The 13,269-nt window shown below is 51.1% G+C and carries 12 protein-coding genes; 10 read left to right on the top strand and 2 right to left on the bottom strand.

Features of this window, described 5'->3' with window-relative positions:
- The first annotated feature begins 151 nt into the window (after positions 1-151).
- Positions 152-1,048, top strand: coding sequence for a toxin-antitoxin system YwqK family antitoxin (locus FJM65_RS05105; RefSeq protein WP_239022833.1), 897 nt, complete (start codon positions 152-154; stop codon positions 1,046-1,048).
- A gap of 615 nt (positions 1,049-1,663) precedes the next feature.
- On the opposite strand, the gene FJM65_RS05100 is transcribed toward FJM65_RS05105, so the two are convergent.
- Complete coding sequence (locus tag FJM65_RS05100; protein ID WP_140620089.1) at positions 1,664-2,026, bottom strand: YraN family protein; 363 nt, start codon at positions 2,024-2,026, stop codon at positions 1,664-1,666.
- A 207-nt stretch (positions 2,027-2,233) separates the two neighbouring features.
- Between FJM65_RS05100 and lipB the strand changes: the two genes are divergently transcribed.
- From lipB to porN, 9 genes are all read left to right on the top strand, one after another.
- A complete protein-coding gene (gene lipB, locus FJM65_RS05095; protein ID WP_140620088.1) occupies positions 2,234-2,968 on the top strand; it encodes a lipoyl(octanoyl) transferase LipB in 735 nt (244 codons plus the stop codon).
- The gene (locus FJM65_RS05090) at positions 2,952-3,362 is read left to right on the top strand and encodes a hypothetical protein (protein WP_140620087.1); all 411 of its coding nucleotides are present in this window, start codon (positions 2,952-2,954) and stop codon (positions 3,360-3,362) included. Before lipB ends, FJM65_RS05090 begins: the two co-directional genes overlap by 17 nt.
- Before the next feature lie 67 nt (positions 3,363-3,429).
- Positions 3,430-4,605 carry a DUF4271 domain-containing protein gene (locus FJM65_RS05085; RefSeq protein WP_239022832.1) on the top strand — a complete coding sequence of 392 codons (1,176 nt, stop codon included), beginning with the start codon at positions 3,430-3,432 and terminating at the stop codon, positions 4,603-4,605.
- Positions 4,606-4,648: 43 nt separating this feature from the next.
- Positions 4,649-5,452 (top strand): uroporphyrinogen-III synthase, encoded by an 804-nt coding sequence (locus tag FJM65_RS05080; RefSeq protein WP_140620086.1) that lies wholly within the window; start codon positions 4,649-4,651, stop codon positions 5,450-5,452.
- 163 nt (positions 5,453-5,615) lie between these two features.
- Positions 5,616-6,578: a PorP/SprF family type IX secretion system membrane protein gene (locus tag FJM65_RS05075; RefSeq protein WP_140620085.1), complete on the top strand. Its 963-nt coding sequence runs from the start codon at positions 5,616-5,618 to the stop codon at positions 6,576-6,578.
- A gap of 229 nt (positions 6,579-6,807) precedes the next feature.
- Entirely contained in the window at positions 6,808-7,824 is a 1,017-nt protein-coding gene (gene porK, locus FJM65_RS05070; RefSeq protein ID WP_140620084.1) for a T9SS ring complex lipoprotein PorK/GldK, read from the top strand.
- 87 nt (positions 7,825-7,911) lie between these two features.
- The gene (gene porL, locus FJM65_RS05065) at positions 7,912-8,715 is read left to right on the top strand and encodes a type IX secretion system motor protein PorL/GldL (RefSeq protein ID WP_140620083.1); all 804 of its coding nucleotides are present in this window, start codon (positions 7,912-7,914) and stop codon (positions 8,713-8,715) included.
- Between the two features lie 54 nt (positions 8,716-8,769).
- Complete coding sequence (porM, locus tag FJM65_RS05060) at positions 8,770-10,368, top strand: type IX secretion system motor protein PorM/GldM (protein ID WP_140620082.1); 1,599 nt, start codon at positions 8,770-8,772, stop codon at positions 10,366-10,368.
- A gap of 21 nt (positions 10,369-10,389) precedes the next feature.
- Positions 10,390-11,250: a type IX secretion system ring subunit PorN/GldN gene (gene porN / locus FJM65_RS05055; RefSeq protein ID WP_140620081.1), complete on the top strand. Its 861-nt coding sequence runs from the start codon at positions 10,390-10,392 to the stop codon at positions 11,248-11,250.
- Between the two features lie 210 nt (positions 11,251-11,460).
- Here the strand turns inward: porN and uvrC are convergent, their stop codons facing one another.
- The gene (gene uvrC / locus FJM65_RS05050) at positions 11,461-13,269 is read right to left on the bottom strand and encodes an excinuclease ABC subunit UvrC (RefSeq protein ID WP_140620079.1); all 1,809 of its coding nucleotides are present in this window, start codon (positions 13,267-13,269) and stop codon (positions 11,461-11,463) included.

Below are 13,269 nucleotides of genomic sequence, written 5' to 3'. Positions count from 1 at the left end.
TACTTATATAATTATTGCTAAATTGCTTTATTGTTAGATTGTTGGTTTTCCTGCAGAAGGTTTAGGGTATACTAAGAACAACCGTTTAACAGTTTAACAATTTGACCATTAACAAGAGAACAGTTCAAAATTGAAAAGCTCGGTTTATACTTTGTTGATAAGCGTTGTGTTGCTAAGCCTGGGCAGCTGCGGCCAGCCCCAATGGAACAGCGACTATAACCTGGACATGGCGCGCCTGAAGGAAAACAGTAAAGTAGATGCCGGTGCGCTGGCCTCAGCCGATACTACGCAGCCTACCATCGAGACGAAGAACCCGCTGGAGGATGAGGTTGCCGAGAGAAAGAAGAAGCGCAAGGTAAAGCGCAGCAAGCGCGAGTTTTTGGGCTACAAAATAAAGCGGGGCTACACCAAAAGCGGCGGCCGCTACAAAGAAACCATCGAAACCTTTGGCTACCTGCCTGAGCACGAGGAGCCGAACGAATACGCCCCCTATAAATATTACTTCGACACGAAGAAGAAAAAGCTGGCTCGCTCCGGCTCTAACGTGGAGGATACCGACCGCTACAAAGTGCTGCACGGGCCTTACAAGAAAACGCTGGATGGCGAGGTGGTGGAAGAAGGTTACTTTTACGTGGGCACTAAGCACCTGCGCTGGGAGAAGTACCGCAACAACGAAGACCATACGTTGGTAGACAAGGAGCATTATGAAAAAGGCTTCCTGCGCGATGCGGTCGTTACCTTTTACGGCGACACGAAAAAGATAAAGGAAGTGATGCCTTACGAGTTTGGCGAAGTGCAGGGCACCTATTACCGGTTTTATGAGAACGGCGAGCTGGAGTGGAGCGGGCAGTACCAGAAAGGCCGCAAAGTAGGCGTCTGGATCAACTACTACGATTTCCGGAACCGCCGCCACTACGAGTACCAGTACCCCGAAACGGCCTACGACCCGCCGCACGAGCCCTACCTTATCAAGGAATATAACCGCCACGCCACCCTCATCTACGAGCGCGGCAAGTTCGATAAGCGCGAGCAGGAGAAAGATAAATAGTAGGAAGTACGGCTTTGCACAATCTCTTCCTTGGCTTTTCCCGCAGAGTTTCGCATTTGCCTTATCACTGAAGACCTCGCGGCGTCCGGAGGTCCCGCGAGCGTCTTTTTATCAGAATCAGGATTTACAGGATGGATAGATTTGCCTGCAGTTCCGGGCCAATCCACCTCTGCCCCCTTTAGAGGCTGAGGTGGGAAACTATCAGCACAAGTATAAGCCCACCCCTACCCCTCCTTGACTAAGGAGGGGAACTCTGTTCAAGCTCCGTGAGCCGCGGCTATCGAATCTGATCCCAGTCTTTCCGTTGAGCGCCTTCTAGATTTCTGGTGCCCGCAGGGCATTGCGACGCAGGAGCAAAGGAAATGTAGACAGCGCGATGCGGGAAGACGAGCCCTCCCGGGCTTGAGGGCACCAAAGCCAGAGGTGAAACTGTAGGTCTGTAAGACTGAGGATGAACTTAAGCTAGAAAGAACAGCTGGGGTCCAGTTACAGGAAGCGGCGGCTAAAGTATAACGGCACAAGCGGAAGCCACGAAATGCTCCGGGACTTTCAGGTTGCGCCAGATGAAGCCAATCAGAAACCCAACAGTACCAGCCAAGCTAAGATTTTATACCTTTAATAAAACGCATCCTCAATATGATGTATAGCCGGCGGCGAGGTAAGCGTTACCGAGATAATGTCAAACCTGACCTCATGCGGCCATTCCTCCTGAAGTATAAACTCCTCGGCTGCGCTGAGCAGCAGCGCCTCCTTGCGGGCATTAACCGCATCCTCCGGGTAACCATACCTGTCCGTAGACCTGGTTTTCACCTCCACAAACACCAGTAGCCTGTCTTTTTGCGCAATGATGTCTACCTCGGCGCGTTTATACCTGTAGTTTTGCCGAAGAATGACAAAGCCCTGCTGCTGCAGGTAAGCAGCGGCGAGTTGCTCGCCCGTTTGGCCGGTGCGGAGGTGCCTGCTTATTTGAGAAGCCATATAAAACTTGTACTTTGCAGGCATGTACGCAGCCTATCCGCCTAAGTATAAAAATGATGAAGCAACCTATGGGCAGGGCGCTGCCGGGGCTTTGCCTTTATTTATGGTTTTGGCCGGCTTGCATTTCGCAGGATAAGGCTGAACAAAGTTGGCCCGTATACAATTATATAGTAAAGAACCTGAAAGTAGATTTTTCTAAAGTATAACGTGCAGAAGAATACCGACATACAGTTTGAGCACCTGGGCCTGATCGACTACAAAGAGGCGTGGGATTACCAGGATAAGCTCTTTAACGCCACGCTGGATATAAAAGTACAAAACCGCGCCGCTGCGCCCGATGCCCAGTTGCCAACGCCTAATTACCTGCTTTTCTGCCAGCACCCGCATGTGTACACGCTGGGCAAAAGCGGCCACGAAGAGCACCTGCTGCTCAACCAGGAGGGCCTGAAGGCCAAAGGCGCCACTTACTATAAGATCAACCGCGGCGGCGATATCACCTACCACGGCCCCGGCCAGATTGTGGGCTACCCCATCCTGGACCTGGAGAACTACTTCACCGACATTCATAAGTACCTGCGCTTCCTGGAGGAGGCCATTATACTGACCCTGGCGGAGTATGGCGTGGAGGCCGGCCGCATAGAGGGTCTTACCGGCGTGTGGCTCGACCACGTGGAACAGCGCAACCCGCGCAAGATCTGCGCGATGGGCGTAAAGTGCAGCCGCTGGGTAACCATGCACGGCTTCGCCTTCAATATCAACACCGACCTCGACTACTTTAACAACATTGTGCCATGCGGAATTTCTGATAAAGCCGTAACTTCGCTGGCAAAAGAGCTGGGGCGTGAGGTGCCGCTGGCTGAGGTAGAAGAGAAACTGTTAAAGCACCTGGGCGCCTTGTTCGGGGCCAAAATTACAACTGCTGCGCATGAAGAAGGACATTGATTTCGGGACGGTAGAGGGCATTGCGGTGGCTGTTGCCAGAACGAAAAACGCCGCCACTGCCGGAGAGCCTGCCTGGAGCGTTTACCTGATCAACTACAATAACTTTCCGGTAGAGAACGTGCTGGTGGCCTCCAAAGGCTACGGCGTGGTAGACGGCGAGGAGGTAAAGACATCGGTGCTGCGCCACATGTTTGAGCGTGTGGAGGCCAAAAGCTTTGTGCAGGTTGAGCCGATCGACCCGGCCATCTTCCACATCAACAACGAGTATTGGGTAAGCTACTACATCGGCCGCCAGATCTACGACAAGCGCTTTGTCTTTGTGCCCGACTCTATTATAGAAGAGAATCTGATCGAGATAGGCATGCTGCAACTGGAGGGTGTGCTCCACTCGTAGGATGTCCCCAACAAGGTATAACGTATAACAGGTTGCTGCCGCTTTCCCCTGATAACACCATTTTGCCGTGCACAGAACGCTCCTGAAGTATAGCTTTCCCTTTCTTATACTTTTAATAGTATGGCTGGGCGCCTGCCTGACGCCTGTGCAGGGGCAGGTGTTGCCGCTGGAGCAGAAAAATACCATTACCAACAACTGGCTGGTGCAGCGCCCCGGCGGGGAAGAACTGGTGCCGTTTGTGGCCAGCGCCCACTCCGACTACAACGCCGTGCACCAGTGGCTGTCTATTGCGCAGGCGCAGCCGTTCCGGGTGGCCTTTGCCGCGCCCAAAGACCTGTGCCTTTTCCTGAACAACCGGCTCGTTTTTAAAGCCGACTCAGCGGCCAACTATACCCTGGACCTGGCGCAGTTTAGCCGCGGCACCAACCCGGTAGAGGGGAAGTACCTGCTCACGGTGTGGCACCCGGCGCAGCAGCCAAACGTAGGCAGCTTCCGGAATGCGCCGCTGGTGTCTGGCGAGAAGCCTGAAGCTGGCGAGCGGCCCTTTTCGGTGCAGGTGCGGGAGTATGTGAACCAGAACGCCTTTATCGTGTTCATGCTGCTGATAGGGCTGATCTACGGGCTGCTGCGGGCAAATTACCTCAGCGATTTCCACGACCAGTTCGACCCGAACCGCTTTCTGCGCTCTAACCACCAAGACAACCTCACTGCCGGCAAAGCCCTTGGCTCGGTGTCCAACATGCTGTTCGTGCTGGCCTTTTCGCTCTCGCTGGCGCTGCTCATCGCGGCCATTCATACCAACGTGCAGCACGTGCGCCTGTTCAACCGCCTGTTCCCGGTTTCGGAGGCCGACATCACCACCAAGATCCTGTTTTATACGTTGCTCATTTTTACGGTCGTGATGCTGAAGTATGTGCTCCTGAAGCTAATGGCGTTTGTGTTTGGGCTGGAGCGCCTGGTGCAGCTGCAGTATAGTGAGTTTCTAAGATCGCTGCTGTTTATGGGCCTGTTCCTGCCGCTCGTCATGCTGCTGTACCTCTCCCTGAACACTATAATGCCCGAGGCCGTGTTGCTCATTTCCACCCTATCGGTGTCTTTGGTCTTGGTTATCACGATCCTGCGCGTGTTTTATGCCGTAAATAAGAAAGCCTCCGTGATTGATTTGCATTTATTTTCGTACCTTTGCGCCACAGAAGTGATTCCGCTTGCCATTATGCTGGAGCTGATCGTATTCAATTTCTAGGCAGCGGGCATCGCAGGCGATCTTACAAGCATTATTCTATAATATGGCTGAAAGCAAAGCAAAGGGCTCTGCGAACCCTGAAAGACACAAGTTTCCGATCAAGAGTATACTGGTTACCCAACCACAGCCTACTACCGATAACTCTCCGTACCTCTCGATTGCGGAGAAGTATGGCATCAAGGTAGATTTCAGGGCGTTTATTGAAGTGGAGCCGGTTCCGTTCAAAGAGTTCCGCAAAGACAAAGTGGACATACTCGCGCATACGGCCGTTATCTTTACGAGCCGCAACGCAGTGGACCACTTCTTCCGCATCTGCCAGGAGAGCAAGATAGAGATGCCAGCCGACATGAAGTACTTCTGCATCTCTGACCAAACGGCCTACTACCTGCAGAAGTATATCACGCTGCGCAAGCGCAAGTTGTTTGTGGGCGAGAAAACGGCCAAGGACCTGTTTGAGGTGATCAAAAAGCACAAGAACGAGAAGTTCCTGTTCCCGTGCTCCAATATCCGCAAAGACGACATTCCGAACTTCCTGAAGGATAACAAGATAAAGCACACCGAGGCGATCATCTACAAAACCGTGGCCGCTGACCTCTCGGACCTGGACGACGTGACCTACGACTGCCTGGCCTTCTTCAGCCCGTCCGGCATTCATTCGCTGTTCATCAACTTTCCGGACTTTAAGCAGAATAATACCCGCATTGCCGCATTTGGCCCTACTACCGCCAAAGCCGTGCGCGACGCAGGCCTGGAGCTGGACATAGAGGCGCCGATGCCAAACGCACCATCCATGACCGGAGCCATAGAAGTATACATTCAGAACCAGATGCAGGAGGCAAAAAAGTAGGCTTTAGCGCAACTTTTACCCCTGATTTGCATACGTACTAAAACGCAAACGCCGGAGCTGCCCCATGTAGCGCGGCATTTGCGTTTTAGTGTTTAATAGCTATATTTGATAAAGCGATCTGTGCAAAACCGCTCATCTTAACCTTGCCTTCTTGCCACGGCCTATGAAAAAGCTTCTACCTGTATTGCTGTTGGTGCTCTTGGTGGCACCATTTGCCCAAGCGCAACAGCAGCCTCAGTTTACCCACTATGGGTTTAATGGCATGCAGCTAAGCCCTGCCTACGCAGGTATAACCAACCGGCCCGAGTTCACCTCTATCTACCGCTACCAATGGCTCGGTTATGATGCCTCCTTTGATGACGGCGGCTCCCCGCAGACCCTGTTCCTGTCGGCGCACACGCCCGTAAGGCTGCTGCACGGCGGCATTGGCGTTAACTTGATGCGCGACAAAATAGCCAACACCACAGTGCTGTCGGCGGCCCTCTCCTATTCTTTGCATATTAATATAGGAGAGACAGGCAAGTTGGGGCTGGGTATACAAGGCAACGCCAACAACTATAAGAAAGGCCGCTACCGCGCCATTGATGAAGGCGACCCGAATGTGCCGTTCAACAGCGAGGACTCAAAGTTCGACCTGGGGGCTGGCGTTTGGTATGAATCTGAGACGTTTTATGCAGGCGGCAGCATCACCAATCTTTTAAAGGCAGAGTACGAGTTCGCTGACTCCGCCAATACCGGAAAAGGAACATTGCTGGGCGAAAACCACATGTATCTTACAGCCGGTTACCACATGCCCCTCACCTCTGATGTCACGCTCACGCCTACCGTGCTTCTCAAGCACGACACCGAGACTTTTTCCTTCGATGTGGGCGGGCGGCTAACCTATCAAGAAAAATATTGGGCCGGAGTGAATTATCGGCATGAAGAAGCTGTTAGTGCCCTGGTGGGAGTGTCTCTGTTTCAGGACAATGCCCTACGGGTAGGCTATGCGCTGGATCTGACAACTTTTAACAAAGCGGCCAAGGCGCCCACCTCGCATGAGGTGATGGTAAACTATCGGCTGCCTGAGCCGGTGATCCGATTTAAGCCTCCTGTAAGGACCCCACGTTACTTTTTTACAAAATAAAATCGTTGCGAATTGTAACAGGTTTTTTACTTTTAGGGGCATTTCTTCAAAAAGTGCATAAAAATATACCTGTACAGTAGTATAATAATCAGCACCTTATGCCGTTAAAAAAATTAAAAAAGGTGTTGTAGTGAATTGTTTTTTATTTATTCCTAATTCTCATATATTTGCTACACTCGTAAAAGTGTGCTAAAATCTATTACAGAAAATTTTACTTTTTAACAGTCACATGAATAAACTACTTAAGCTGTCTTACTTCGCAATGGCGGTGGTACTGCTTGCAAGCTGTGGGATGAGACGCGGTCCGCAAGGCGATCTTGTCGGTGCCGAAGACAGGCCAGAGTACAATGCGCAGGAAGTGCCTTACGGCATGGTAGCCTGCCCTGGCGGTACGTTCCACATGGGCCAGGCCGACCAGGATATAGCAGCGTCTATGGCAAACTTAAATAAGCAGGTAACCATCGGTGGTTTCTACATGGATGAGACCGAGATCACGAACAATGAGTATCGCCAGTTTATCAACGTAATGATGGAAGACTCATTGGACGTTCTGGGCGAAGAGCACGTGATGAGCAACCTGTATCCGGACACAACTGTGTGGGTGAAAGACTATACTTACCACATGGGCGACCCGCTGATGGAGTACTACTTCTCTCACCCTGCCTTTGATGACTATCCGGTAGTGGGTGTGGATTGGTTTGCTGCAAAATATTTCAGCGAGTGGCGTACCAAGCATAAAAACCAGGCCAATGCAGAGGATGGCCGTGCGCCGATGCCGCAGTTCCGTCTGCCTTCTGAGGCTGAGTGGGAGTATGCAGCGCGTGGCGGTCGCGATATGGCGGTTTACCCTTGGGGTGGCCCCTACCTGCGCAACGCCAAAGGCTGCTTGCTGGCTAACTTTAAGCCAGGCCGTGGCGACTACTACAGCGATGGCTTTACTTATACTGCTCCGGTTGCCCAGTACTTCCCGAACGACTTCGGCCTGTACGATATGTCCGGCAACGTAGCTGAGTGGTGTGAAGATGCTTACTCAGACGCTACTGTTCCGATTACCTGGGACTTGAACCCGGTATACAACGACGACAACGAGCCTCGCAAAGTAGTAAGAGGCGGCTCCTGGAAAGATATTGCATATTTCCTGGAGACAGGCACTCGCAACTTCGAGTACCAGGATTCGGCCAGATCATACATCGGTTTCCGTAATGCCATGATCTACCTGGGCCGTTCTTCCGGAAGAGAGTTTTAATCAGGCTTATATAATAGCAGAACAATAATCACCAATCCCCCTAAATTTTTATTAATCAATCGTTCACTACTTTAATTAGAAAACAAAATGAGCAAAGCTAAAGGTCGCAATTTCTTGTACGACGTTTTGATGCCAAAAGTATATGGCCTCGGTGCTGCTGTCGTAATTGTGGGTGCGTTGTTTAAAATCCAGCACTGGGACTTTGCAAACGAGTTTTTGATTATCGGTCTCTTAACAGAGGCATTAATCTTTGCTCTTAGTGCGTTCCAGCCGCAACACGGCGAGCCGGACTGGTCCAGAGTATACCCGCAACTGGCTGAGGATTACAGCGGAGAAGCTGTAGTGCCAACTTCAGCTGCCGTAGCCGGAGGACCGTCTGTAACAGGAAAACTAGACGAAATGATGCGTAATGCCGACATTACGCCAGAAACAATTAACCAACTGGGCCTTGGCCTGAACCGCCTAAGCGAAACAGCTGCCAGCATGGCTGACATGAGCAATGCCGCTGCCGCCACTGAAGAGTACACGGTGCGTGTAAGAGCAGCTGCCGGCGAGTTGGATAAGATCAACAGCGCATACGCTTCTACAGCTGATGCTATTTCACAGATGGCCGTTTCTGCCACCGACGCAAAAGAGTACCACAGCCAGATTCAGGGTATGACCCGCAACCTGGGCGCTCTTAACGCAGTGTACGAGATGGAGCTTCAGGATGCAAATAACCACCTGAAGGCTATGAACAAGTTCTATGGCAACCTAAGCATGGCCATGGAAAACTTAACTGATGCCAGCAAAGACACAGAGCAGTTTAAAGAGGAAGTATCTCGCCTGACACAGAACCTGCACTCACTGAACACAGTGTATGGTAACATGCTGTCAGCGATGAAAGGTTAATCCTTGATTAAATTTGGTTCTAATCTTAAGAAAACACAGTTAATATAGTATAACATGGCTGGAGGAAAAGAGACACCAAGGCAGAAGATGATTGGCATGATGTACCTCGTGCTGACCGCGATGCTAGCCTTGAACGTGAGCTCGGCGATCCTGTTAAAGTTTCAGTTCCTGGACGAAAGTTTGAAGGAAGTGAACGACAAAACAGTGAATGACAACGCCGGGGTCGTATCGAATATCAGAGCTGCGATAGCAGAGAACAAAACCCCGTCTGCAAACGACCAGCGCGTGCTGAAAAGTGCAGAGGAGGTTCGCAAACAAACATCAGAAATGGTGACGTACATTCGCGGCTTGCGCGATGAGTTGATCCAGAAAACTGGTGGTAAGAATCAGGATGGTCCTGGCTATCTGAACCCGGAGGCAAATGATATCGTGGCCAACTACATGATCGGAGCGGCCAATAAGAACAACGGTAAAGCCTACGAGCTGAAGGACAAGCTGAATAATTATGCTAAGTTCCTGAAGGAGTATATGCCAAACGTGCCAGCCAAGCTTGCGCTGGACGGCTCAGAGGACCCAGTTGCTAAAAACGACCCGGACCAGAAGCGCAAGGACTTTGCGCAGCTGAACTTTGAGGAAACGCCGATGGTGGCCGCCCTGGCTGTGCTCTCTCAGAAAGAAGCAGAGGTGCTGAAGTATGAGGCGGACGCGCTGCAGAAGCTGGCGCAGCAGGTAGGTGCCGACATTATCAAGTTTGAGAAAATCTTTGCCATGGCGCGCGCGGAGTCTAAAACCGTAGCGGCAGGCACAAAATACTCAGCTGATATGTTCATCGCTGCCTCTTCTGACAACATCACACCTAAAATGTCTTTCCAGGGTAAGCCGGTGAAGGTAGAGAATGGCATGGGTAAAGTAGAGTTCGTGGCTTCTGCCTCTGACTACGATGCCGATGGCAACTCTAAGAAGACTTGGACGGGCCAGGTAACGATCAACCAAAACGGCAAAGACACGACCTTTACAGTAACGGAAGAGTATGTTGTAGCCAAGCCAGTGATTCAGGTACAGTCTGCATCCGTGCAGGCGCTGTACTTCCAGTGTGCTAACGAGCTGAACATCCAGGTACCTGCTTTGGGCGCTGTGTATGACCCAAGCTTTAGCGCTTCCGGTGGCTCTGCCATTAAAGGTTCCAAGAAAGGTGAAGTGACCATCATCCCGAACTCTACAGAAGTAACCATTAACGTAAGCAGCGGTGGCAATGCAATCGGTTCAGAGAAATTCAAGGTTCGCCCGATACCGAAGCCAGAGATTGTGGCGCTGGTAAACGGCAAACCGATAGACGTGAAGCGTGGCGTGCCGGCACAGTCATTCCGTGCAGTGGAGATACAGGCTGTAGCTGACGAAGGCTTTAAGCAATTATTACCGAACGAGGCTCGTTATAGAGTAACGAAGTGGAAGGCATACCTGGTGCGTAACAACCAGCCGGTAGACCAAGGCGAGTTTAACGGCCCAACGGCTAACCTGACAAGCTTTGCCGCCAAGGCAAACAAAGGTGACCGTGTGGTGATCGAGATCCTGGACGTGAAGCGCCTGAACTACAAAGGTAACGCAGTAGACGTGAACGTAGGTAGCCCGAACTTCAACGTTCCTTTAAATTAAAAATAGAAGCTTACAAGGAGTATGAAATTAGTTAAAGCAATAGGTGTAGCGGCCGGTCTGATGTTCTCTGTGGGTGCCATGGCACAGCAGGTGTCTAACACTACGGCAAGCAACCCATCGGCAAGGCCTATTCCGGAGTCTGATATCCTGTTCAAGAAAACGGTGTGGCGTAAGATTGACCTGCGCGAGAAGCAGAACAAGCCGCTGTTCTCAGAAAACAGAGAAATCACCAAGATCATCATCGAAGCTGTAAAAAGCGGCGAGTTGACTGCCTACAGAAGCGACTCTGTTAGTACACCGATCACCAGAGAGGAGTTTATCGAAAACATGACTCCAAAAGAATCTGGCGGTGGACTGAGTGAGGAAGAACTTGCTGCCGGCTTTGGCGAGGTGGAAGAGGAAGATGATGCTTGGGGAGAGGCATTAGGCGACGAGGCCGTAGCAACCGAAGCGGCTCCTGTAAGCAATGAGTACTTTCCAAAGCAGCTGTACCTGCTGGAGCTGAAGGAGAACGTGGTGTTCGACAAGAAGCGTTCGCGCATGTACCACGACATCCAGTCCATCAGCATTAAAGTGCCGGCTACGCTAAACCCGCTAGGGTTTGAGCAGAATGTAGCAAGCTTTAAGATGAGCGACCTGGTAACACTGTTCCGCAATAACCCGGAAACAGCTATCTGGTACAACGCTCAGAACGACGCGCAGCATAAAAACCTGGCTGACGCTTTCGATCTGTGGCTGTTCAGTTCTTACATCACCAAGATATCTAATCCAGGCGACCAAAGCCTGGCATCGATCTACGGTGGTGGCAAGAAAGGCCTGTTAGCGGCACAGGATGCGCTGGAAGCACTCATAGAGTATGAATACAGCCTGTGGAGCTACTAAGCACTGCAAGTTTATAGAAACAAAAAAGGAGGCCCGAAAGAGTCTCCTTTTTTGTTTAGCGATGTTTAGTAACTGAAACAGTTAGGTTGAGTGTACTAGCTTATACATTCCAAGCAGAAACCCTCCTTGGAAAAGTTAGGGGAGTGATTTTAGGATAAGTATACATCAGATATCCTTCAACTGGTGTGGGGATAAGTATAAATTATAAACCTATACTGATGAATGCAGGTGGTTGAAAAGCACTGTTGCCTTTGCTTTTCCTACCTCAGCAGTCAACTCCTCTAGGCTAAGCTCCCGTAGCTTTTTAACAGAGCGGTACTTTTTAAGCAATGCTTCGGATGTGGAAGGGCCAATGCCTTTGATATCGGTAAGCTCGGTTTTAAGCGTGCCGGCATCGCGTTTGCTGCGGTGGAAGGTGATGGCAAAGCGGTGCGCCTCATTGCGCAGGCGCTGTATCAGCTTAAGTGACTCAGACTTTTTGTCGATATACAGCGGCAAGGAATCGCCGGGATAGAAGATCTCCTCCAGGCGCTTGGCAATGCCTACCACGGCTACCTGACCATAAATCCCAAGATCGCGCATCGCTTTTACGGCCATACCTAATTGCCCTTTGCCACCATCTATAATAATAAGCTGTGGCAATGGCTGGTTCTCATCCAGCAAACGGCGGTAACGGCGCGTCACGATCTCATACATAGAGGCGAAATCATCCGGGCCGACCACGGTTTTGATGTTGAAGTGGCGGTAGTCTTTCTTGCTGGGCTTGCCATTCTTGAAGCACACCATAGAGGCCACCGGGTTGTCGCCCTGAAAGTTGGAGTTGTCGAAGCACTCGATCTGGCGCGGCAGCTCGGTCAGGCGCAGGTCTTTCTTCAGTGTCTCCAGCACCCGCAGCTCACGCTGCTCACCCAACTCCTTGTTCTTCTCCTGGCGTCCCTCTCGCTCTTTGCGCAAGTATAAAGCGTTCTTGAGAGACAGGCTCAGCAGCTTCTTTTTATCGCCAATCTGCGGATACGTAATGGTAATGTTATCCAGCGGCAGCCGCAGCTCGATGTTGGAAATAACTTCGCGGGATGTGCTTTCAAACTCCTGACGCAGCTGCACCACCACCGAGGCAAGTATGTCGGCGTCCTCCTCGTCCAGCTTCTTCTCCAACTCCAGCGACTGGGTAAGTATGATGGAGCCGTTCATCACCTTCAGGTAGTTGATAAAAGCGCACTGCTCGTTGCTGGTAATGGTAAAAACATCGATGTTGGTGAGCGTGTTGCTAACCACCGTAGACTTCGCCTGGAAATCTTCCAGCATGTCCAGCTTCTGTTTATACTTATGCGCCAGCTCGTACTGATAGTCTGCGGCAGCGGCGGCCATGTGTTCCTTAAAGTATGACTTAGCCACAGAGAGATTACCTGAAAGTATGTTTTTGATCTGCGAGATGTTGGCATTGTACTCTGTCTCATCTACCAGCGCCTCGCAAGGGCCTTTGCAGTTGCCGATGTGGTACTCCAGGCATACTTTAAACTTACCGGCAGCAATGTTCTCAGGAGAGAGGTTATAGGTGCAGGTGCGCAGCGGGTACAGCGTCCGGATGAGGTCGAGCACCACGTACATAGTCGTGACGCTGGGGTACGGGCCGAAGTAGCGGGAGCCGTCGTTCTTCTTGTTACGGGTGCTGATAACGCGCGGAAAACGCTCATTTACGATGCAAATGTACGGATAGGTCTTGCCGTCCTTGAGCAGGATGTTGTACTTGGGCTGGTACTGCTTGATAAGGTTGTTCTCCAGCAAAAAAGCGTCGGCCTCGGTGTCTACAATCGTAAACTCGATGTGCTTGATTTGAGAGACAAGCTTGAGCGTTTTCTTATTATGCTGGGCGGAGCGGTTGAAATAGGAGCTGACGCGCTTCCTGATATCAACCGCTTTGCCTACATAGATAATGCCATGGTCGTCGAAGAACTTGTAGATGCCGGGCTTATGCGGCAGGTGCACTATTTGTTCCTTCAGCTTATCGTTTGCTGGCAT

Origin of the sequence: Pontibacter mangrovi, from assembly GCF_006385705.1 — a bacterium.
In the GTDB taxonomy this organism is placed as follows: Bacteria; Bacteroidota; Bacteroidia; order Cytophagales; family Hymenobacteraceae; genus Pontibacter; species Pontibacter mangrovi.
The sequence above is the reverse complement of the archived record's forward strand: the minus strand, read 5'-3'. Positions and strand labels throughout refer to the sequence as shown.

Excerpts from the sequence above, each read along its gene's own strand:
- FJM65_RS05100 (WP_140620089.1), bottom strand. The coding sequence starts at position 2,026 with ATGGCTTCTCAAATAAGCAGGCACCTCCGCACCGGCCAAACGGGCGAG.
- FJM65_RS05090 (WP_140620087.1), top strand. The coding sequence starts at position 2,952 with ATGAAGAAGGACATTGATTTCGGGACGGTAGAGGGCATTGCGGTGGCT.
- FJM65_RS05080 (WP_140620086.1), top strand. The coding sequence starts at position 4,649 with ATGGCTGAAAGCAAAGCAAAGGGCTCTGCGAACCCTGAAAGACACAAG.
- FJM65_RS05075 (WP_140620085.1), top strand. The coding sequence starts at position 5,616 with ATGAAAAAGCTTCTACCTGTATTGCTGTTGGTGCTCTTGGTGGCACCA.
- porK (WP_140620084.1), top strand. The coding sequence starts at position 6,808 with ATGAATAAACTACTTAAGCTGTCTTACTTCGCAATGGCGGTGGTACTG.
- porL (WP_140620083.1), top strand. The coding sequence starts at position 7,912 with ATGAGCAAAGCTAAAGGTCGCAATTTCTTGTACGACGTTTTGATGCCA.
- porM (WP_140620082.1), top strand. The coding sequence starts at position 8,770 with ATGGCTGGAGGAAAAGAGACACCAAGGCAGAAGATGATTGGCATGATG.
- porN (WP_140620081.1), top strand. The coding sequence starts at position 10,390 with ATGAAATTAGTTAAAGCAATAGGTGTAGCGGCCGGTCTGATGTTCTCT.
- uvrC (WP_140620079.1), bottom strand. The coding sequence starts at position 13,269 with ATGCCAGCAAACGATAAGCTGAAGGAACAAATAGTGCACCTGCCGCAT.